The organism is Winslowiella arboricola, from assembly GCF_025527015.1.
GTDB classification, from domain to species: domain Bacteria; phylum Pseudomonadota; class Gammaproteobacteria; order Enterobacterales; family Enterobacteriaceae; genus Erwinia; species Erwinia arboricola.
The window spans coordinates 14726-35378 of the sequence record NZ_JAODIM010000030.1 but is presented as its reverse complement, the minus strand read 5'-3'; the positions used below and the strand labels follow the sequence as shown (position 1 = coordinate 35378).

General features: G+C 54.0%; 19 protein-coding genes. 12 read left to right on the top strand and 7 right to left on the bottom strand.

The genetic code is table 11. The annotated features are described in order from the left end of the window. Positions 1–56: 56 nt before the first annotated feature. From pldA to rhtC, 3 genes are all read left to right on the top strand, one after another. On the top strand, positions 57–935 hold the full coding sequence (gene pldA, locus N5923_RS00845) for a phospholipase A (protein WP_267141599.1): 879 nt from the start codon (positions 57–59) through the stop codon (positions 933–935). Positions 936–1008: 73 nt separating this feature from the next. Beyond that, positions 1009–2844: an ATP-dependent DNA helicase RecQ gene (gene recQ, locus N5923_RS00840; protein WP_267141598.1), complete on the top strand. Its 1836-nt coding sequence runs from the start codon at positions 1009–1011 to the stop codon at positions 2842–2844. 42 nt (positions 2845–2886) lie between these two features. Further along, positions 2887–3510, top strand: coding sequence for a threonine export protein RhtC (gene rhtC / locus N5923_RS00835; protein ID WP_267141597.1), 624 nt, complete (start codon positions 2887–2889; stop codon positions 3508–3510). A gap of 38 nt (positions 3511–3548) precedes the next feature. Here the strand turns inward: rhtC and rhtB are convergent, their stop codons facing one another. Next, entirely contained in the window at positions 3549–4172 is a 624-nt protein-coding gene (rhtB, locus tag N5923_RS00830) for a homoserine/homoserine lactone efflux protein (RefSeq protein WP_267141596.1), read from the bottom strand. A 114-nt stretch (positions 4173–4286) separates the two neighbouring features. On the opposite strand from rhtB, the gene pldB reads away from it, so the two are divergent. Together pldB and yigL are read left to right on the top strand one after the other, a co-directional pair. Further along, positions 4287–5279, top strand: coding sequence for a lysophospholipase L2 (gene pldB, locus N5923_RS00825; RefSeq protein WP_267141595.1), 993 nt, complete (start codon positions 4287–4289; stop codon positions 5277–5279). A gap of 66 nt (positions 5280–5345) precedes the next feature. After that, positions 5346–6146, top strand: coding sequence for a sugar/pyridoxal phosphate phosphatase YigL (gene yigL / locus N5923_RS00820; RefSeq protein ID WP_267141594.1), 801 nt, complete (start codon positions 5346–5348; stop codon positions 6144–6146). A gap of 37 nt (positions 6147–6183) precedes the next feature. Here the strand turns inward: yigL and glpT are convergent, their stop codons facing one another. Continuing rightward, the gene (gene glpT, locus N5923_RS00815; RefSeq protein ID WP_267141593.1) at positions 6184–7533 is read right to left on the bottom strand and encodes a glycerol-3-phosphate transporter; all 1350 of its coding nucleotides are present in this window, start codon (positions 7531–7533) and stop codon (positions 6184–6186) included. Positions 7534–7789: 256 nt separating this feature from the next. Between glpT and N5923_RS00810 the strand changes: the two genes are divergently transcribed. After that, positions 7790–8653 carry a carboxylate/amino acid/amine transporter gene (locus tag N5923_RS00810; RefSeq protein WP_267141592.1) on the top strand — a complete coding sequence of 288 codons (864 nt, stop codon included), beginning with the start codon at positions 7790–7792 and terminating at the stop codon, positions 8651–8653. A gap of 39 nt (positions 8654–8692) precedes the next feature. On the opposite strand, the gene N5923_RS00805 is transcribed toward N5923_RS00810, so the two are convergent. Next, the gene (locus tag N5923_RS00805; protein ID WP_267141591.1) at positions 8693–9169 is read right to left on the bottom strand and encodes a YehS family protein; all 477 of its coding nucleotides are present in this window, start codon (positions 9167–9169) and stop codon (positions 8693–8695) included. Between the two features lie 118 nt (positions 9170–9287). Then, a complete protein-coding gene (metR, locus tag N5923_RS00800) occupies positions 9288–10220 on the bottom strand; it encodes an HTH-type transcriptional regulator MetR (RefSeq protein WP_267141590.1) in 933 nt (310 codons plus the stop codon). A 145-nt stretch (positions 10221–10365) separates the two neighbouring features. Here metR and metE point away from each other — a divergent pair, with 145 nt between their 5' ends. Further along, a complete protein-coding gene (metE, locus tag N5923_RS00795; RefSeq protein WP_267145186.1) occupies positions 10366–12642 on the top strand; it encodes a 5-methyltetrahydropteroyltriglutamate--homocysteine S-methyltransferase in 2277 nt (758 codons plus the stop codon). A 48-nt stretch (positions 12643–12690) separates the two neighbouring features. Here the strand turns inward: metE and N5923_RS00790 are convergent, their stop codons facing one another. After that, on the bottom strand, positions 12691–13527 hold the full coding sequence (locus N5923_RS00790) for a dienelactone hydrolase family protein (RefSeq protein WP_267141588.1): 837 nt from the start codon (positions 13525–13527) through the stop codon (positions 12691–12693). A gap of 251 nt (positions 13528–13778) precedes the next feature. Here N5923_RS00790 and udp point away from each other — a divergent pair, with 251 nt between their 5' ends. Further along, positions 13779–14540: a uridine phosphorylase gene (udp, locus tag N5923_RS00785; RefSeq protein WP_267141587.1), complete on the top strand. Its 762-nt coding sequence runs from the start codon at positions 13779–13781 to the stop codon at positions 14538–14540. A gap of 77 nt (positions 14541–14617) precedes the next feature. Here the strand turns inward: udp and N5923_RS00780 are convergent, their stop codons facing one another. After that, positions 14618–15037 (bottom strand): hypothetical protein, encoded by a 420-nt coding sequence (locus tag N5923_RS00780; protein WP_267141586.1) that lies wholly within the window; start codon positions 15035–15037, stop codon positions 14618–14620. A 7-nt stretch (positions 15038–15044) separates the two neighbouring features. Then, on the bottom strand, positions 15045–15737 hold the full coding sequence (locus N5923_RS00775; protein ID WP_267141585.1) for a hypothetical protein: 693 nt from the start codon (positions 15735–15737) through the stop codon (positions 15045–15047). Between the two features lie 199 nt (positions 15738–15936). On the opposite strand from N5923_RS00775, the gene rmuC reads away from it, so the two are divergent. The 4 genes from rmuC (at position 15937) to ubiB (ending at position 20534) form a co-directional block, all read left to right on the top strand. Then, positions 15937–17451 carry a DNA recombination protein RmuC gene (gene rmuC, locus N5923_RS00770; protein WP_267141584.1) on the top strand — a complete coding sequence of 505 codons (1515 nt, stop codon included), beginning with the start codon at positions 15937–15939 and terminating at the stop codon, positions 17449–17451. A 75-nt stretch (positions 17452–17526) separates the two neighbouring features. Beyond that, on the top strand, positions 17527–18282 hold the full coding sequence (gene ubiE, locus N5923_RS00765; RefSeq protein WP_267141583.1) for a bifunctional demethylmenaquinone methyltransferase/2-methoxy-6-polyprenyl-1,4-benzoquinol methylase UbiE: 756 nt from the start codon (positions 17527–17529) through the stop codon (positions 18280–18282). A 12-nt stretch (positions 18283–18294) separates the two neighbouring features. Continuing rightward, positions 18295–18900, top strand: coding sequence for a ubiquinone biosynthesis protein UbiJ (gene ubiJ / locus N5923_RS00760; protein WP_267141582.1), 606 nt, complete (start codon positions 18295–18297; stop codon positions 18898–18900). Beyond that, positions 18897–20534, top strand: a complete 1638-nt coding sequence (gene ubiB, locus N5923_RS00755) for a ubiquinone biosynthesis regulatory protein kinase UbiB (protein ID WP_267141581.1) — start codon at positions 18897–18899, stop codon at positions 20532–20534. The genes ubiJ and ubiB overlap by 4 nt, the downstream gene beginning before the upstream one ends. Positions 20535–20653: the final 119 nt, after the last annotated feature.

Below are 20653 nucleotides of genomic sequence, written 5' to 3'. Positions count from 1 at the left end.
GAATGGCGTGCTTTTTATTCATCTATCTTGCAGCGCTTGCTTTATTGGAGAACACTATGCGTATGCTTCGAGGACTGCTGGCAGCGGTTATACTTTTACCCGTTGTCGCATCGGCGCAGGAAGCGACCATTAAAGATGTTCATGATGCACCAGCCGTGCGTGGCAGTATTATCGCTAATTTGCTGGAAAAGCATGACAATCCATTTGTGCTTTACCCGTATGAAAATAACTACTTACTCTATACATACACCAGCGATCTGAACACCGAAGCGATTGAATCATACGACTGGGCCGATAATGCCAAAAAAGATGAAGTAAAATTCCAGCTCAGCCTGGCTTTCCCGCTGTGGCGCGGTATCCTTGGCGACAACTCAGTGCTGGCGGCCTCTTACACACAGCGTTCATGGTGGCAACTTTCCAACCGTGGCGCCTCTTCGCCTTTCCGCGAAACCAACTATGAGCCGCAGATTTTCCTTGGCTGGGCCACCGATTACAGCCTTGCGGGCTGGACGTTGCGCGATGTTGAGTTCGGTCTGAACCATCAGTCGAACGGGCGTTCCGATCCTACCTCACGCAGCTGGAACCGTGTTTATGCGCGTCTGATGGCGCAGAACGGTAACTTTATGGCAGAAGTGAAGCCGTGGTACCGTCTGCCAGAAAGCGACAGCAATGATGACAATCCGGATATCACCAAATATATGGGCTATTACCGCCTGAAGCTGGGTTATCTGGTGGGCGACAGTATTTTCAGCGTGCAGGGCAACTATAACTGGAACAGTGGTTACGGCGGCGCAGAACTGGGCTGGAGCTATCCAGTCAGCGAGCATGTGCGTTTCTACACCCAGGTATTCAGTGGTTACGGCGAATCATTAATCGATTATAACCATCACCAGACGCGCATTGGTGTGGGTGTCACACTGAACGACCTGTTCTGATGTGTCGGGCCAGGCAATTGTCTGGTCCGCCATCAACAATAAATCATGTCATAACAAGCTAAACGGGGAAGATGTGTCTACGGCTGCTGTAATCAACGATCACGATGAAACGCTGGCGGCGAAGGTATTGCAGGATACTTTCGGTTATCAGCAGTTTCGTCCCGGACAGCAAACCATCATTCAGGCGTCGCTCGACGGGCGTGACTGTCTGGTCGTGATGCCTACCGGTGGCGGGAAATCACTCTGCTATCAGATCCCGGCGCTGGTGCGCGAGGGGCTGACGCTGGTGGTTTCACCTTTGATCTCGCTGATGAAAGACCAGGTCGATCAGCTGCTGGCCAATGGCGTAGCCGCGGCCTGTCTGAATTCGACGCAAAACCGTGAACAGCAGCAGGAAGTGATGGCCGGATGCCGTAGCGGGAGTATTCGCCTGCTGTACATTGCGCCAGAGCGCCTGATGATGGACAACTTCCTCGAAAGCCTGGCCCACTGGAATCCGGCGATGCTGGCGGTGGACGAGGCGCACTGTATTTCGCAGTGGGGCCACGATTTCCGCCCGGAGTATGGCGCGCTTGGCCAGTTACGCCAGCGTTTCCCTAATCTGCCGGTGATGGCGCTGACCGCCACCGCCGATGAAACCACGCGTAATGATATCGCGCGCCTGCTGCAGCTTAACGATCCGCTGATTCAGATTAGCAGTTTCGACCGCCCTAATATTCGCTATACGCTGGTGGATAAATTTAAACCCACCGATCAGCTGATGCGCTATGTGCAGGATCAGCGCGGTAAATGCGGCATTATTTACTGCAACAGCCGGGCAAAAGTTGAAGATACCGCTGCGCGTCTGCAAAGCCGTGGCATCAGCGTCGGTGCTTATCACGCCGGTATGGACAACCTGCATCGTGCGCAGGTGCAGGAAGCCTTTCAGCGTGACGATTTGCAAATTGTGGTCGCCACCGTGGCGTTTGGTATGGGGATTAATAAGCCGAATGTCCGCTTTGTGGTGCACTTTGATATTCCGCGCAATATTGAATCCTACTATCAGGAGACCGGTCGCGCCGGGCGTGATGGCCTGCCGGCTGAAGCGCTGCTGTTTTACGATCCAGCCGATATGGCGTGGTTGCGTCGTTGCCTGGAAGAGAAAGCGCCGGGTGCGCTGAAAGATATCGAGCGCCATAAACTGAATGCGATGGGCGCCTTTGCTGAAGCGCAAACCTGTCGCCGTCTGGTATTACTCAACTATTTCGGCGAAGGGCGTCAGCAATCCTGTGGCAACTGTGATATCTGTCTCGATCCGCCACGCCGCTATGATGGCTTAGTCGAAGCACAGAAAGCGCTGTCGAGCATTTACCGCGTGGGTCAACGTTTCGGGATGGGCTATATCGTCGAAGTGCTGCGCGGCTCGAATAATCAGCGTATTCGTGAGTTCCAGCACGATAAATTACCGGTTTACGGTATTGGCCGCGAGCAGACCACCGAACATTGGGTCAGCGTATTGCGTCAGCTGATTCATCTGGGTCTGGTGACGCAAAATATCGCCATGCACTCGGCGTTGCAGCTGACTGAAGCGGCGCGACCGATTCTGCGCGGTGAAGAGCCACTGATGCTGGCGGTGCCGCGTCTGGTGACAATCAAAAGCAAAAGCAGTAGTCAGAAATCTTATGGCGGCAATTATGACCGCAAGCTGTTCGCAAAGCTGCGTAAACTGCGTAAAGCGATTGCCGATGAAGAGAATATTCCGCCATATGTGGTATTTAACGACGCAACCTTGATCGAAATGGCCGAACAGATGCCGCTGACCGCCTCTGAAATGCTCAGCGTTAACGGGGTGGGCCAGCGTAAGCTGGAGCGCTTTGGTAAGCCGTTTATGGTGATGATTAGAGAGCATGTCGACGGCGATGATGAATAAATTATCCGCTAAAAAATCTAACGTTTACAGGATGGAACCTCAATGTTAATACTCTTTCTTACCGTGGCGTCGGTGCATCTTATTGCACTGATGAGCCCGGGACCGGACTTCTTCTTCGTGTCACAAACTGCCGCCAGCCGCTCGCGCAAAGAGGCGATGCTGGGTGTACTGGGAATTTCGCTGGGGATTGTGGTGTGGGCGGGTGTCGCGCTGATGGGCCTGCATCTGATTCTGCAGAAAATGGCCTGGCTGCATCAGATTATTATGGTTGGCGGCGGACTCTATCTGCTGTGGATGGGCTGGCAGCTGCTGCGCTCTGCGCGTCAGCAACATCAGCAACCGGTGCAGACGGAAGCGCAGGTGGAGCTATCCCGCCATGGTCGCAGCTTCTTAAAAGGCTTTCTCACCAATCTGTCGAATCCCAAAGCAGTCATCTACTTTGGTAGCGTGTTTTCGCTGTTTGTTGGCGATGACGTGGGCGCTGCTGAGCGCTGGGGATTGTTTATACTGATTATTCTTGAGACGTTCTGCTGGTTTAGTCTGGTGGCCTGTGTCTTTGCGCTCCCGGCGGTGCGCCGCGGATATCAGCGTATGGCGAAATGGATCGATGGTACGGCGGGCGTACTCTTTGCCGGATTTGGCATTCATCTTATCATCTCGCGTTAATCCGCGACGGGCGGCATTCTCGCCGCCCGTGCAATGGCTTACGCCACTCTGCGCGCTGTTGCCAGCAGTGCGCCAATCGCCATAAACATCCCGCCAAAAATACGGTTCAGCAATTTCATCTGACGTGGCCCCTTAATCCACCCGGCAATACGGGTCGCTAAGGTGGCATAACCGATCATCACGATAATATCGACCGCGACCGTGGTAACGCCCAGCACCAGATACTGCAATGCCTGCGGCTGATGCGGGATAATAAATTGTGGAAACAGGGCGGCGAGAAACACAATGCTCTTTGGATTGGTCAGATTCACCAGCACCGCGCGTTTAAACAGGCGACGACGTGGCATCGCTTGCGAAACCGCATTCAGATCGATGGCTCCGGCGGAACGCCACTGCTGAATACCCAGCCAGATCAGATAAGCCGCCCCGGCCCATTTCAGAATTTCAAATGCCAGCAGCGACTGGGAAAACAGCGCGCCAAGACCAATGCCGACCAGCAGAATATGCAGCGAAAGCCCGACCTGCAAACCAGAAATTGACGCCACCGCACCGCGATAGCCATGACTGATACCGGTACTCATGGTATTGATCGCCCCTGAACCTGGCGACAGACTGAGGATGCTGGTGGTTAAAAGATAGGTCAGCCACCATTCGATGGTCATGGGTAAAACTCCCTGAATACGCAGAATTATGACACAATACGACATTGTGGAACGATCTGCTATGGCCCGCACGACTGGTTATGGCATCGACAATTTTTTGCGGAATTCTTGCCGATGACAAAGCATAAAAATGGCTGGCCAACCCGTGAGAAGGCATTCGCCGCATTCGCCACCGGACCGCTGCTCGATTTCTGGCACCGCCGTGAGGAGCGTGAGTTCGAGGGTGTCGAAAACGTCCCTATTCGCTATGTACGTTTTACCTCGCCACAGCATGATAAGGTGATCCTGCTGGTGCCGGGACGTATCGAGAGTTACGTAAAATACCCCGAACTGGCCTACGATCTGTTCCACTGCGGCTATGACGTGATCATTATCGATCACCGCGGTCAGGGACGATCCGGGCGCCTGTTGCAGGATTCCCACCGCGGACATGTGGCGGAGTTCAGCCACTACGTCGATGATTTAGAAGCGCTGTGGCAGCGGGAAATTGCTGACAGTGAGTATCGCCAACGCTATGCGCTGGCGCATTCGATGGGCGGCGCGATTCTGGCGCTGCTGCTGGCGCGCCATGCGCAGGCGTTTGATGCTGCAGTGCTGGCTTCGCCGATGTTCGGCATTTACTTACCGATGCCCGCCTGGATGGCGAGCCGCATTCTCAACTGGGCGGAGAAACGCCCGGCGATCCGCGAAGGCTATGCGCTGGGTACCGGCAAGTGGCGCGCCCGTCCGTTCGGCATCAACACGCTGACCCACAGCCGCGAGCGCTATCGCCGCAATTTGCGTTTTTATGCCGACGATCCCGGCCTGCGTGTCGGCGGCCCGACCTATCACTGGGTGCGTGAAGGGGTGCTGGCCGGACAAAATATTTTAACCAAAGTCGCTGATATCCATACGCCGATTTTGCTGCTGCAAGCGGCGGACGATAAAATCGTCGATAATCGCTGTCAGGATCTGTTCTGTAAGGCAATGAATGCCGCAGGCCATCCCTGTGAAGGGGGTAAACCTCGGGTTATCGCTGGCGCGCGTCATGAGATCTTGTTTGAAAGAGACGATATGCGCGCCGAAGCCTTAGATGCCATCGTGGAGTTTTTCGAACGGCATAGTTAGCAACATGACTCAGATTTCTCCCGGGCACGCCCGGTTACTTTTTCTAACCAGAGGTTTGAAAGCATTATGTATTACGTTGTCGCATCCGATCTCGACGGCACGCTGTTGTCGCCCGATCACAGACTGACGCCTTACACCAAAGAGACACTGAAGTTACTCACTGAGCGCGGCGTCCACTTCGTATTTGCTACCGGACGTCACCATATCGATGTCTCCCAGATGCGCGATAATCTGGAAATCGATGCTTATATGATTACCTCGAACGGCGCGCGCGTACACAATAGCGCCGGTGAGCTGGTGTTCAGCCATAATCTTGATGCTGATATCGCCAACGATCTGTTTGCGATTAAATATAACGATCAGGATATCCTCACGAATGTTTACCGCGACGATGAGTGGTTCCTTAATCGCCACCGCCCGGAAGAGAAGCGTTTTTTCCGTGAGTCGATTTTTAACTACCAGCTGTTTGAACCGGGCATGCTCGACACCACTGGCGTCAGCAAGGTGTTCTTCACCTGTGATGATCCCGATGTGCTGTTGCCGCTGGAGCAGGCGATTCTGGCGCGCTGGGGCGACCGGGTGAATGTCAGCTTCTCCTTCCCGACCTGCCTGGAAGTGATGGCTGGTGGAGTGTCGAAAGGGCATGCGCTCGAAGCAGTATCGAAAACGCTCGGTTACTCGCTGAAAGAGTGTATCTCTTTTGGTGATGGCCTGAATGATAAAGAGATGCTGGCGATGGCGGGCAAGGGTTGCATTATGAGCAATGCGCATCAGCGCCTGAAAGATCTGCTGCCGGAACTGGAAGTGATAGGCAGCAATGCTGATGATGCAGTGCCGCACTATTTACGTAAGCTGTTACTGGCTTAGTGATGGCGGATGGCCAGCAGTCGCTGGCCATCGCTGTTTATGATGCCTGATTCATCTGCTGCTTATGTTTGTTCTCGCTCAGCATGGTCATGATAAGCAGGATCACCGCCAGCACGCAGCCGCCGACCATAATAATAAAGCCGCCGTTCCAGCCGAAGTAGTCAACGGTATAGCCGACAATGGCGCTGGCCGCGACCGATCCGCCGAGATAGCCAAACAACCCGGTAAAGCCTGCCGCCGTTCCGGCCGCTTTCTTCGGCGCCAGCTCCAGTGCATGCAGACCAATCAGCATTACCGGACCGTAAATCAGGAAGCCGATAATAATCATGCAGGCCATATCCACCCCAGGATTACCCGCCGGGTTCATCCAGTAGACCACGGTGGCGATAGTGACCAGCACCATAAAGAACACGCCGGTGGCGCCGCGATTGCCTTTAAACACCTTATCTGACATCCAGCCGCACAGCAGCGTGCCGGGGATCCCTGCGTACTCATACAGGAAATAGGCCCACGAGGATTTATCCAGCGAGAAGTGTTTTACCTCTTTCAGATAGGTCGGTGACCAGTCGAGAATGCCGTAGCGCAGCAGATACACAAACACGTTTGCCAGCGCGATATACCACAGCAGTTTGTTGGGTAACACGTACTGCATAAAGATCTGCTTCGCGGTCAGCTCTTCTTCGTGCTTATCGCTGTAATCTACCGGATAGTCGTTTTTATACTCCTCAATCGGCGGCAGTCCGCAGGCTTGTGGGGTATCACGCATCAGCGCGAAGGCGATAAAGGCGATAATGATGGCGCCAAAGGCGGGCATATAGAGCGCCGCTTTCCAGTCGTTAAACCACGCCATACCGAGCAAAAACAGCAGTGGCGGAATACCGCCGCCGACATTGTGCGCGCAGTTCCATACCGAAACGATGCCGCCGCGCTCTTTCTGTGACCACCAGTGCACCATGGTGCGCCCGCACGGCGGCCAGCCCATTCCCTGAAACCAGCCGCAGATAAACAGCAGCACAAACATAATCATAATGCTGGAGGTGGCCCAGGGGACAAAGCCCATAATCAGCATCACCACGGCCGCCAGAATCAAACCGGCGGGCAGAAATACGCGCGGATTCGAGCGATCCGAAACCGAACCCATAATAAATTTAGAGAAACCGTAAGCGATCGAGATACCCGACAGCGCGAAGCCAAGGTCGCCACGCGAGAAACCCTGTTCAACCAGATAAGGCATCGCCAGCGCAAAGTTTTTGCGTACCAGATAGTAAGCGGCGTAACCGAAAAAGATCCCCAGAAAAATCTGCCAGCGCAGGCGACGGTAGAGTGGATCGACGCGTTCATCTGCTACGCGTGCCTGGTGTGGTGCAGGTTTAAAAATACTCAACATAAAAAGACTCCGATGGTCGTTTTCGCCGCTGTAAATGTTCCATTTCGCGCAAAGAATAGGAGCAAAAGCGATTCCGGACTGTGAGTAACCACGCAAATGTTTCAGTTTTATTACAATTTTGTGTCAATAATAGCCAAAACGTTCTCAAACCAACATTTTATTTGTTGCTTATCTGTTCAGTTGTCAACCACGAAGTTGCTGCTGGCTGACAGCAATCGGTTACACTAGCCTCTCCTTTTTTTGACGAGTGCTTACTGTGGCATTACTGATTATCACCACCATTCTTTGGGCGTTTTCATTTAGTCTGATTGGCGAGTATCTGGCAGGGCAGGTTGATAGCTGGTTTTCGGTGCTGATGCGCGTCGGACTGGCAGCGCTGGTGTTTCTGCCATTTCTGCGCTGGCGTGGCCATAAGCTGTCGACGCTGCTGCTGTATATGGTGGCAGGCGCAATGCAGCTGGGGATTATGTATCTGTTCAGCTTCCAGGCGTATATCTATCTCAGCGTGTCAGAATTCCTGCTGTTTACCGTGCTGACGCCGCTGTATATCACGCTGATTTACGATCTGCTGAGCGGGCGCGGTATCCGTCCGGGCTATGCGCTCAGCGCGCTGCTGGCGGTACTGGGTGCGGCGATTATTCGTTATGACAAAGTCAGCGACCACTTCTGGTTCGGCCTGATGCTGGTGCAGCTGGCAAATATCTGTTTTGCCATCGGTATGGTGGGTTACAAGCGTTTGCAGGAAGTGCGACCGATGCCGCAGCATACCGCCTTCTCGTGGTTCTATATGGGCGCGGCGATAGTGGCGATTGTCGCCTGGAGCCTGTGGGGCAATGCGAACAAACTGCCGACCACCTCGTTGCAGTGGGGCATTCTGATCTGGCTGGGCGTAGTGGCTTCAGGGCTGGGCTATTTTATGTGGAACTACGGCGCGACCCAGGTGGATGCGGGGACGCTGGGGATCATGAACAATATGCATGTCCCGGCCGGTCTGCTGGTGAATCTGGCAATCTGGCAACAGCAACCGCACTGGAGCAGTTTTATTATTGGCGCGGCGGTGATTTGCGCCTCACTGTGGGTGCATAAACGCTGGATTATCGGTAAGCAGGTCGGGGTGTAGGCAACGGCCAGCGGAGCGGGTAGACCGCTCCGCGATCGGTCAGGCTTTGCCGGCAACCGGGCGGATTTTCATCGTCAGCCCTTTTAAGAAGTTGCGCAGGATCTGATCGCCGCACTCGCGATAGTTTTTATGGCCAGGTTTGCGGAAGATGGCACCAATTTCCGCCTGTGACACCGAAAAATCAGCCAGTTGCAGAATTTCGGTGATATCGGTGGTTTTCAGGTTAAACGCCACACGCAGCTTTTTCAGCATGATATTGTTGGTCATCTTGCGCTCAACGGAGGGCACCGGAGCCTCTTCGCTTTTACCGCGCAGTGAGAAAATCAGGCCGTTAAGGAAATAGCCCATTAGCACGTCAGGACAGGCGCGAAAACCCTCTTCCTCATCTTTTTTCAGAAAGCTCTGCATCTCTTCGACAGTGGCTTCGCTCTCCGCCAGCGCCAGTGTCTCGACCATTTTAGCGTCACTCATATTCAGCATGTAGCGCACGCTGCGTAACACGTCGTTGTTGGTCATAGTGAAATCTCTTCAGTTAATAAAATGCAATGTGGCGCATTATACACATTGGTTCTGAAGTTGCAGCGCTGTTAGCCAGTGGCATCGTTCATTGGCACGGCCGGCGAGAACGCCGCCCTTACGCCAGACTCGGCAGTTGTGTGCCCGGACGCGAGGCATCACGCACAAACGGCAGATGATCGCAGGCATGCTGGCGTGCTGAACGCACAAAGGCTTCCACCACCGGCTGGCGTTGCTCGCCATCGCGCACCGCCGCATACAGACGGCTCCACAAACCTTCGCCCAGTGTGCGGGTGACAATCAATCCCTGATGTTCAAAGCTCTCCACCACCCAGTGTGGCAGGGCGGCAATACCCATCCGCGCGGCAACCATCTGAATCAGCAACAGCGTATTATCGACGCTTTTCAGCGCCGGACTGACGCCTGCCGGTTGCAGGAAGTGGCGCCAGATATCCAGCCGCTGACGCTGCACCGGATAAATCATTAACACTTCACTGGCCAGATCTTCCGGTGAAATCTGTTCAGCCTGCGCCAGCGGATGATCCGGCGCCAGCACCAGACGCACTTCAAAATCAAACATTGGCGTATAGTGCAGGCCACTGCGCGGCAGAATATCGGACGTCAGCACCACATCCAGTTCGCCCTGTTGCAGCGCTGGTTGCGGATCAAAAGTCACGCCTGATTTGAAATCCATCACCACCTGAGGCCAGCTCTGACGGAAATTATCCAGTGCCGGCGTCAGCCACTGAATACAGCTATGGCACTCAATGGCGATACGCAGCGTGGTCTGATGCGGCTCATGACAGGCTTGTAACGCCTGCTGAATTTGCGGCAGTACCTGTTCCGCCAGCTGCAACATAATCTCTCCCTGCGGCGTAAAGCGCAGTGGCTGGCTTTTACGGACAAACAGACGAAAGCCGAGACGCTGCTCCAGATCGCTGAACTGATGCGATAACGCCGATTGCGTTTGATGCAGTTGTGCAGCGGCCGCGGCCAGAGAGCCTGTATTCCTTAAGGCCTGCAACGTCCGCAGGTGTTTGAGTTCGATCATGAGAGTCCTTCACATCGATAGTGAACAATTTGCGCTTGTGGATCATACAGTACCTGCACATTATAGCGGTGTAAACATCTGGACGGCTAAATGAATCAGCTAATTTCCCCGCCCGGTTTGAATCCTCTTAATTCAGGACAAAGATATGAGCATTCTGAACCATACACTCGGATTTCCCCGCGTCGGTCTGCGTCGCGAACTAAAGAAAGCGCAAGAGAGCTACTGGGCGGGTAACAGTACCCAGCAAGAGTTACTGGCTGTGGGTCGCGAGCTGCGTGCTCGTCACTGGCAGCAACAGAAAGAGGCCGGTGTGGATCTGCTGCCGGTTGGCGACTTCGCCTGGTACGATCACGTGCTGACCACCAGCCTGCTGCTGGGTAATGTCCCGGCGCGTCACCAGAATAAAGACGGTTCGGTCGACCTTGATACCCTGTTCCGCCTCGGTCGTGGCCGTGCACCAGCCGGCGAGCCTGCGGCAGCGGCAGAAATGACCAAATGGTTTAACACCAACTATCACTACATGGTGCCGGAGTTCGTTAAAGGTCAGCAATTTAAACTGAGCTGGACGCAGTTACTGGATGAGGTCGACGAAGCGCTGGCGCTGGGCCATAACGTGAAGCCGGTACTGTTAGGTCCGGTAACTTATCTGTGGCTGGGTAAAGTCAAAGGCGAGCAGTTCGATCGCCTGAGCCTGCTAAAAGAGATTCTGCCAGTGTATCAGCAGGTACTGGCTGAACTGGCAAAACGCGGTATCGAGTGGGTGCAGATCGACGAACCTGCGCTGCTGCTGGAACTGCCAGCCGAATGGCTGAATGCCTTTAAACCAGCGTACGATGCGTTGCAGGGGCAGACTAAACTGCTGCTGACCACCTATTTTGACAGCGTGGGGCAGAACATCGATACCATTCGTGAATTACCGGTAAATGGTCTGCATATTGACCTGGTGCATGGTAAAGACGATGTGGCGGCGCTGAACGCTAAACTGCCAGCCGAGTGGCTGCTGTCTGTCGGCGTGATTAATGGCCGTAACGTCTGGCGTGCCGATCTGAGCAGCTGGTTTGAGCGTCTGCAACCGCTGACAGCTCAGCGCAAGCAGCTGTGGATTGGTTCTTCCTGTTCACTGCTGCACAGCCCAATCGATCTGAGTGTCGAAACCCGCCTTGATGAAGAAGTGAAAAGCTGGTTCGCCTTCGCCCTGCAAAAGTGTGGCGAGCTGTCACTGCTGACTAAGGCTCTGAACAATAACGATGCCGCTTCGCTGGAAGCCTGGAGCGCACCGATTCGCGCCCGTCGTCACTCATCCCGCGTCCATAATGCGGCGGTAGGCCAGCGTTTAAAGGCGATCACCAGCAAAGACAGCCTGCGCGACAGCTGCTATCAGGTGCGTGCAAAAGCTCAGCGTGAGCGTTTTAATCTGCCTGCATGGCCGACCACCACTATCGGCTCTTTCCCGCAGACCACCGAAATTCGCGGCCTGCGTCTGGACTTTAAAAAGGGCAATCTCGACCGCAACAACTATCGCACCGGTATCGCGGAACATATTAAGCAGGCGGTGGCGGAGCAAGAACAGCTGGGTCTTGATGTGCTGGTGCATGGTGAAGCTGAACGTAATGATATGGTGGAATACTTCGGTGAAAACCTTGATGGTTTTGTCTTTACGCAAAACGGTTGGGTGCAGAGCTACGGTTCACGTTGCGTTAAACCGCCGGTGATTATCGGCGACGTCAGCCGCCCGGAAGCGATTACCGTTGAGTGGGCTAAATATGCCCAGTCACTGACCGAAAAACCGGTCAAAGGTATGCTGACCGGTCCGGTAACCATTCTGTGCTGGTCGTTCCCGCGTGAAGATGTGCCACGTGAAACCATCGCCAGACAGATTGCGCTGGCGCTGCGTGATGAAGTGGAAGATCTGGAAACAGCCGGTATCGGTATTATACAGATTGATGAGCCAGCGTTGCGTGAAGGTCTGCCACTGCGTCAGTCCGAGTGGGCCGCTTATCTGACATGGGCAGTAGATGCCTTCCGGTTGAACGCCGCGGTGGCGCAGGATGAAACTCAGATCCACACCCATATGTGTTACTGCGAGTTCAACGACATCATGGCTTCTATCGCTGCGCTGGATGCGGACGTGATTACCATCGAGACCTCGCGCTCCGATATGGAACTGCTGGAGTCGTTTGAAGATTTTGATTATCCGAATGAAATTGGTCCTGGCGTGTATGACATCCATTCACCAAACGTACCCAGCGTCGAGTGGATGGAAGCGTTACTGCTGAAAGCCGCGCAGCGTATCCCGGTTGAACGTCTGTGGGTTAATCCGGATTGCGGCCTGAAAACACGTGGCTGGACGGAAACCCGTCAGGCACTGGCCAATATGGTAAAAGCCGCGCAGAACCTGCGAGCGAATAAAGTTTCTGTGTAAAGTGTTGTGTTGTCGTTACCGGGGCGCCAGGCGCCCCTTTTTTTATGCTTAAACTTCAGGCGTGACGCCTGCGCGCTTAAACCACGCCAGCATCCGTTGCCAGCCATCCTGCGCTGACTCCTGATGGTAACTGGCGCGGTAGTCGGCATTAAACGCATGTCCGGCATCGGGATAGACCACGATTTCCGCATCGGCATTGGCGGCACGCAGCGCCTGACGCATCTGCTCAATACTCTCCTGCGGAATACTGTCATCCTGGCCGCCATACAGCCCCAGCACCGGCGCAGTAAGATCGACTGCGATATCCAGCGGCTGCTTTGGTTGCTTCAGCGTTTTCTCCCCGACCAGCTTGCCATACCAGGCCACTGCGGCTTTCAGCTGCGGATTGTGTGCGGCATAGAGCCAGCAAATACGCCCGCCCCAGCAAAAACCGGTGATGGCGGTATTACGCATATCGCCGCCGTTGCGCGATGCCCAGTTAGCGACATGATCAAGATCGGCCAGCACCTGCGCATCAGGCACCGTACTGACCAGCTGTTTAAACAGTGTGGGAATATCGTCGTAGTCGGCAGGGTCGCCTTCACGGAAGTAAAGTTCCGGCGCGATAGCCAGATAGCCTTCGGCCGCCAGCCGACGGCAGATATCGCGAATATGTTCATGGACGCCGAAGATTTCCTGTACCACCATCACTACCGGCAGAGGTGTCGTGGCGTTTTTCGGTCTGGCGTGAAAAGCGGGCATATTCTCGCCCTGCGTCGGTATCGAGGTTTCGCCAGACTGAATGTTATCATTGTCGGTAATAATTGTTGTCGAAGCGGTGGGTAAAACGGCAGGCGCAAAGCCGCTATTGCCTGGCTTTTGAGCCATGTTATCTTCGGTTTTCATCGTCCTCTCCATGCTAAGCGTTAGCGCAATCAGCTAACTATAGACACTCTCTTTAACATCTGACCGGATAACTGCGCAGTGAGGTTAAACGGAAAATTCGCTCACACGACCTGTTTATGTGATTAAAATCACAATATTTTTAATTCCGAATGTAACTTTCATTTTTATCGGTGAATCTGATCACGCTATTCTGGCGCTGCCTGGCTTACAGTAGCGCATAAAATTATTTCCCCCTTTTTCAGGAGTCTGTTATGGCCGAGTCAGATGTGTTCCACCTTGGTATTACCAAAGCCGACCTGCAAGGCGCGACGCTGGCGATTGTTCCCGGCGACCCTGAGCGGGTGAAGAAAATCGCGGCGCTGATGGACAATCCGGTTCATCTGGCGTCGCATCGTGAATTTACCAGCTGGCGCGCCGAACTGGATGGCAAACCGGTGGTGATCTGCTCAACCGGCATTGGCGGCCCTTCAACCTCTATCGCGGTGGAAGAACTGGCGCAGCTGGGCGTACGTACATTCCTGCGTGTCGGCACCACCGGTGCTATTCAGCCCAATATTAATGTTGGTGATGTACTGGTGACCACCGGCTCGGTCCGTCTCGATGGCGCCAGTCTGCACTTTGCGCCGATGGAGTTTCCGGCAGTAGCGGATTTTGACTGCACCACCGCGCTGGTGGCGGCGGCGAAAGCGGCAGGCGCGACAACCCATATCGGCATTACCGCGTCTTCTGACACCTTTTATCCGGGTCAGGAGCGTTATGACACCTTCTCTGGCCGGGTGGTCAGCCGCTATCAGGGTTCGATGCAAGAGTGGCAGCAGATGGGCGTGCTGAATTATGAAATGGAATCCGCCACGCTGCTGACCATGTGCGCCAGCCAGGGTCTGCGCGCCGGTATGGTTGCGGGTGTGATTGTTAATCGTACGCAGAAAGAGATCCCGGATGCGGTTACCATGAAGCAGACCGAAAGCGATGCGGTTACTATTGTGGTCGAGGCGGCGCGGCGTTTACTGTAACTCGGGAGCCTTGCTGATTACTCAAGGAATTGCGGCCCGATAAATCGGGCCGCAATTCCTTCATTATGCTTGTTGCTTCAGCGAAAACTCGCTCTACTGAGCGTGAGATTATGCGTGACCGGATCGAAGGAAATAGTGAAATACGGCATAACTTCACCTTTCCGTTCCCATCTCGCGGACTGACCGTCCCGTGCAACCTCCCTGAAACCCAGCGAAGTGAGGTAAATTTTGACATCGTTTATACGAGCATCAGAGCTGTAGATAATGCTACTTTCGCGAGGCAGACTGCCATCAAGTGCAGTAAAGGCAAAGTGCCAGGATTCCGACACGCGTGGGGCATTCCTGATCTCACTGTCAGTATAAAAGTAATAAGCCCAGATATTCGACTGAGTGTACCCCTCATGCCGTTCTGCTACCTTCTGCATGCTACAGTCAATCAGCAAAAAACCGATGATGATGACCAGGCAAGCTGCAGCGAACTTTTTCAGCTTCTTCATTCTCTGTTTACTCAAATGCGTTGATGATCCCGGCCTTTTTACTGGCGCGCCGCACGGTGTCGTCATTACTGGAAAATTTGTATGGTGTCACCTGCGTCATAAATCGCGGAAGTCGGCCTTTGTAAGGCCATCTGCAGGTGAACCTGTCAGCAGGGTCCGGGAATAGCAGCGGCAAAAAACCTTTATTCTTATGACTGCCGATCGGTCCATAATGGTCCCACCGGCGTAAAGCGGATTCTTTGCTGACAATCCGCAGCTCCCCCCAGTAAATGCGCGGAAAGAGTTCTCTGTAGAAGCCGAAGAGGTTGGATACAAGATCTTCGCCACTGAATCCGCTGTCTGTGTACCAGCTGAACCAGGGCATTGACTGCCAGTTTTCAAATGCGACCGCAGTACTCATCATCATGGCCAGCGCAATGCTGCGCCTTTCCTTAAGTGTCCTGCCTTTCTTGATCTGCCAAACATTCATGCGCCCGGTTGCGAACCGACTCAATCCCATCGTCTGTTCATAGCGTACCTGATAATAATTAGCGCCACTGGCTTCGCCGGCAGCAAACATCGCCATCAACTTACGAATATCATCCCCGCGTGCGTGGCCCATATCGAGCCAGCCAAGCACCTCTGAATAAAGAAGGCCGCTACGTATGCTTTTTTCCGAATGAAACCTTGATGAATCCAGTATGTCTTCACGTTTGCTCATATTGATTACCCCACATATCCCTGTAGAGAGCAGCAGCCGCCTATTTTTTCGCAACACAGGGAGTAAGTAAAGTTAATGAATTCGCATATGTGAAGCCTAATAATTTCCGCTGTTACAATGGCTACCACGCTTTTTATCTGGACATTTATACAGTGCGCCTCTACCTTTTCACTGTTTGACGCGGTGTGCAGGAGGAAGGGTGGAAAAAGAAACTTTATTGGGTGTCTGTCTTGGACTGGCGGGTTTGCTGGTGGGCTGGCTGTTTGCCTCATTCCGTCATGGTCAGCAGCAGGCGGGTCAGGAGACTGAGCGGCGGTTATTAGCTCAGTCGCTGCAACAGGCTGAGCAGCAGCTTCAGCAGCAGCAACAAAGTCTGCAACTCAGCGAGACCGAATTACGCCAGCTGCATGGCGCGCTGGCTGCCGCCCAGGAAAAGCTGCACTATTTCGACCACTGGCGCAGTGAGAGTGAACAACTTAGTCGCGAGCTGCGTAATCAGCTGGAGATCAACAGCGCCCAGGAAGCGGAACTGCGCGAAGTCACTATTCGCCTTGAAGAGACGCGGATGGCGGCGGAAGAGAAGCAGCGTCTGCTGACCAACAGCGAACAGCGCCTCACCGCCCAGTTTGAAAATCTGGCCAACCGCATTTTTGAAAACAGTGGTCGCCGGGTGGACGAACAAAACCGCCAGAGCCTGAACGGCCTGATCACCCCGCTGCGCGAGCAACTGGATGGCTTCCGTCGCCAGGTGCAGGACAGCTTTGGCCAGGAAGCGCGTGAACGTCATACTCTTTCCCATGAGATCCGCAACCTGCAACAGCTGAATGCACAGATGGCGCAGGAAGCGATCAATCTTACCAAAGCGCTGAAGGGTGATAACAAAACTCAGGGTAACTGGGGAGAAGTGGTGCTGGGCCGTGTTCTGGAAGCTTCCGGCCTGCGTGAAGGCCACGAATACCAGACTCAGGTGAACGTGCAGGTTGATCAAAACAGCCGTATGCAACCGGATGTTATCGTGCGACTGCCGCAGGGCAAGGATGTGGTGATTGACGCCAAAATGACGCTGGTGGCGTACGAGCGCTACTTTAACGGCGACGATGACGTTACGCGCGAACAGGCGATCAATGAGCATGTGGCAGCGATCCGCGCCCACCTGCGCGGGCTAAGCCGTAAAGATTATCAACAATTGCCCGGTTTACGCTCGCTGGATTATGTGTTGATGTTTATCCCGGTTGAACCGGCATTTCTGCTGGCTATCGATCGTCAGCCGGAGCTGATCAACGAAGCACTGAAACTGAATATTATGCTGGTCAGTCCGACCACGCTGCTGGTGGCGCTGCGTACCATCAATAATCTCTGGCGCTATGAGCACCAGAGCCGCAACGCCCAGCGCATTGCTGATCGCGCCGCCCGGTTGTACGACAAGATGCGGCTGTTTGTCGATGATATGACCAGTATCGGGCAAAACCTTGATAAGGCGCAGGACAGCTACCGCACGGCAATGAAAAAATTGGCGGAAGGACGCGGTAATCTTATCGCCCAGAGCGAAGGTTTTCGTCAGTTAGGGGTGGAAGTTAAACGGCCAATCAATCCCCGCCTGGCGGAACAAGCATTACCGGAATCGCCGGAAAATAGCCCTGAGCCAGACGACGATGCGCAGGACGAATCCCCGGCGCAACCGGTCAGCGAGATGCTGCGCCGAATCAATGAATAAACGCCGGGTAGGGTGCCTGACTACCCTTACTCTGATACACTTCGATGATATTTGATTGTGGAGCAGGCAAAACAAATGGCAGATGAATCACAGGAAACCACACACTTCGGTTTTCGCACGGTAGCGAAGACTGAAAAAGCTGACATGGTTGCTGATGTATTCCATTCCGTAGCGGCGAAGTATGACCTGATGAACGATCTGATGTCTTTTGGCATCCATCGTATCTGGAAACGTTTCACCATTGATTGCAGCGGCGTGCGTCGCGGGCAACGCGTATTGGATCTGGCGGGTGGTACCGGCGACCTGACGGCGAAGTTCTCCCGTCTGGTGGGTGAAACGGGTCAGGTGGTGCTGGCGGATATCAACAGCTCCATGCTGAAGATGGGACGTGAAAAATTGCGTAATAGCGGCGTGGTCGGTAACGTCAGCTATGTGCAGGCCAATGCTGAAGCGCTGCCATTCCCCGATAACTATTTTGACTGCATCACCATCTCTTTCGGTCTGCGTAACGTCACGGAAAAAGAGAAAGCGCTGGCATCAATGTTCCGCGTACTGAAGCCAGGCGGTCGTCTGCTGGTGCTGGAGTTCTCCAGGCCGCTGCTCGAACCGCTGAGCAAAGCCTATGACGCTTACTCTTTCCATATTCTGCCGCGTGTCGGTGAGCTGGTGGCCAAAGACTCTGAGAGCTATCGCTATCTGGCGGAGTCGATCCGCATGCATCCGGATCAGGAAACGTTAAAAGCGATGATGATGGATGTGGGTTTCGAAAACACTACCTATTACAACCTGACGGGCGGCATCGTTGCGCTGCACCGTGGATTCAAGTTTTAACCAGGAAATCGCATGACCTTAACGCCGCTGTTAACCGCAGGTCTGGAGACCGCGCTTAACCATATTCTGTATCGCGATCGTGGACTGAAAGCGGCGCGTCAACGTTTAAATGGCAAAACTCTCGCCATTGACCTGCAGGAACTGTCTCAGCCACTGACGCTGGTGTTTAGTGAAAATCAGGTCGATGTGCTGGGCGAGTGGCTTGATGTCACCGACTGCACGGTCAAAACCCGTCTTTCTGTCCTGCCGAAACTGCGCGATCGCCAGCAGCTCACCACGTTAATTCGCAGCGGTGAGCTGGATGTGAATGGTGATCTGCAGGTGGTACAGCACTTCTCTGCCCTGATAGATATGGCTGAAATCGATCCGGCGGAGTATCTGGCGCCATGGATCGGCGATATTGCCGCCCAGGGCATCAGCCAGGTCGCGCATCGCGGGTTGAGCTTTCTGCGCAGCGATCTGCAACGCAAACAGGGCTATGCAGCCGAAGTGTTAACCGAAGAGTGGCGTGTGGCGCCGGGCGGCTTAGAGCTGGCCTGGTTTGCCGAAGAAGTCGATGCGGTTAACCGTTCACTGGACGCGCTCAGCGCCCGGTTAGATCAACTGGAGGCGAAATGACGTTAGGTGAAATTCGCCGACTCTATTACATCATCAAGGTGTTCCTGAGTTACGGTCTTGATGAACTTATCCCGCGTATGCGCTTTGGCCTGCTGTTTCGGCTGTGGCGGCGTTCGATTTTCTGGATCCCTAACCAGCATAAAGATAAGCCGTTAGGCGCGCGCCTGCGTATGGCGCTGGAGCAGCTGGGGCCGGTGTGGATCAAATTTGGTCAGATGATGTCAACGCGCCGCGACCTGTTCCCGCCGCATATCGCCGACCAGCTGGCGATGTTGCAGGATCGGGTGGCTCCCTTTGATGGTGCCGAGGCGCGCCGTCAGATTGAGCTGTCGCTCGGCGGCTCGATTGAAACCTGGTTTGACGATTTCGATATCACCCCGCTGGCGTCTGCTTCCATCGCCCAGGTGCATACCGCCACGCTGAAAGAGAACGGCCAGAAAGTGGTGATCAAGGTGATTCGCCCCGATATCCTGCCGGTAATTAAAGCGGATATGCGGCTGATTTATCGCCTGGCGCACTGGGTGCCGCGCCTGCTTCCCGATGGTCGCCGTTTGCGTCCGGTGGAAGTGGTGAAAGATTACGAAAAAACGCTGATCGATGAGCTGAATTTGCTGCGTGAAGCGGCGAACGCCATTCAGTTGCGACGCAATTTCGATAACAGCAAAATGCTGTATGTGCCTGAGGTCTATTCCGATTACGGCAGCGAAACCATGCTGGTGATGGAGCGCATCTACGGTATTCCGATTTCCGATGTGGTAGCGCTTGAGCAGCATGGCGTCAATATGAAGCTGTTAGCCGAGCGTGGTGTACAGGTGTTCTTTACCCAGGTGTTCCGCGACAGTTTCTTCCATGCCGATATGCATCCCGGCAATATCTTTGTCAGCTATGAGCACCCGGAAGATCCGCAATATATCGGTATCGACTGCGGTATCGTCGGCTCGTTAAACAAAGAAGATAAGCGTTATCTGGCCGAGAACTTTATTGCCTTCTTTAACCGCGACTACCGTAAAGTGGCGGAGCTGCATGTGGATTCCGGCTGGGTGCCGCTGGATACCAATGTTGAAGATTTTGAGTTCGCCATTCGCACCGTCTGTGAGCCAATTTTTGAGAAGCCGCTGGCGGAAATCTCTTTTGGTCATGTGTTACTGAATCTGTTCAATACCGCGCGTCGCTTCAATATGGAAGTGCAGCCACAGCTGGTATTACTGCAGAAAACCCTGCTGTATGTGGAAGGCGTCGGGCGTCAGCTCTATCCGCAGCTCGATCTGTGGAAAACCGCTAAGCCGTTTCTTGAAGACTGGATCAAAGATCAGGTCGGTATTCCGGCGATTGTGCGCGCGCTAAAAGAGAAAGCGCCATTCTGGGCGGAGAAACTGCCGGAATTACCTGAGCTGTTTTATGACAGCTTGCGTCAGCACAAACGCCTGCAACATAGTGTTGACCGGCTGGTGACCGATATGAATGTGCAGCGCACGCGCCAACATCAGTCACGTTTTCTGTTTGGCATCGGCGCTACTCTGTTGGTGAGCGGTACCGCGATGCTGTTAACCCATCCGCAGTGGGACTTTTTACCGGCGGTGATGATGGCCGGTGGTCTGGTGGCATGGCTGATTGGCTGGCGCAGGACAAACTGATTGTCATGAATGGTAAAAAGACGCTTTAATGCTGTAACGATTAGCGCGTTGGTCGTGACCCGGCGGTCAGTTGTTATATACTGCGGTGCAGACACTTTATTTCTAATATCAGAGGCATA

Bases quoted from the DNA above. Each gene is read 5' to 3' on its own strand.
- ubiJ (WP_267141582.1), top strand. From the start codon at position 18,295: ATGACCTTAACGCCGCTGTTAACCGCAGGTCTGGAGACCGCGCTTAAC.
- rhtC (WP_267141597.1), top strand. From the start codon at position 2,887: ATGTTAATACTCTTTCTTACCGTGGCGTCGGTGCATCTTATTGCACTG.
- metE (WP_267145186.1), top strand. From the start codon at position 10,366: ATGAGCATTCTGAACCATACACTCGGATTTCCCCGCGTCGGTCTGCGT.
- pldA (WP_267141599.1), top strand. From the start codon at position 57: ATGCGTATGCTTCGAGGACTGCTGGCAGCGGTTATACTTTTACCCGTT.
- ubiB (WP_267141581.1), top strand. From the start codon at position 18,897: ATGACGTTAGGTGAAATTCGCCGACTCTATTACATCATCAAGGTGTTC.
- glpT (WP_267141593.1), bottom strand. From the start codon at position 7,533: ATGTTGAGTATTTTTAAACCTGCACCACACCAGGCACGCGTAGCAGAT.
- rhtB (WP_267141596.1), bottom strand. From the start codon at position 4,172: ATGACCATCGAATGGTGGCTGACCTATCTTTTAACCACCAGCATCCTC.
- N5923_RS00780 (WP_267141586.1), bottom strand. From the start codon at position 15,037: ATGAAGAAGCTGAAAAAGTTCGCTGCAGCTTGCCTGGTCATCATCATC.
- yigL (WP_267141594.1), top strand. From the start codon at position 5,346: ATGTATTACGTTGTCGCATCCGATCTCGACGGCACGCTGTTGTCGCCC.
- pldB (WP_267141595.1), top strand. From the start codon at position 4,287: ATGACAAAGCATAAAAATGGCTGGCCAACCCGTGAGAAGGCATTCGCC.
- N5923_RS00790 (WP_267141588.1), bottom strand. From the start codon at position 13,527: ATGAAAACCGAAGATAACATGGCTCAAAAGCCAGGCAATAGCGGCTTT.
- udp (WP_267141587.1), top strand. From the start codon at position 13,779: ATGGCCGAGTCAGATGTGTTCCACCTTGGTATTACCAAAGCCGACCTG.
- metR (WP_267141590.1), bottom strand. From the start codon at position 10,220: ATGATCGAACTCAAACACCTGCGGACGTTGCAGGCCTTAAGGAATACA.
- N5923_RS00805 (WP_267141591.1), bottom strand. From the start codon at position 9,169: ATGACCAACAACGACGTGTTACGCAGCGTGCGCTACATGCTGAATATG.
- N5923_RS00775 (WP_267141585.1), bottom strand. From the start codon at position 15,737: ATGAGCAAACGTGAAGACATACTGGATTCATCAAGGTTTCATTCGGAA.
- ubiE (WP_267141583.1), top strand. From the start codon at position 17,527: ATGGCAGATGAATCACAGGAAACCACACACTTCGGTTTTCGCACGGTA.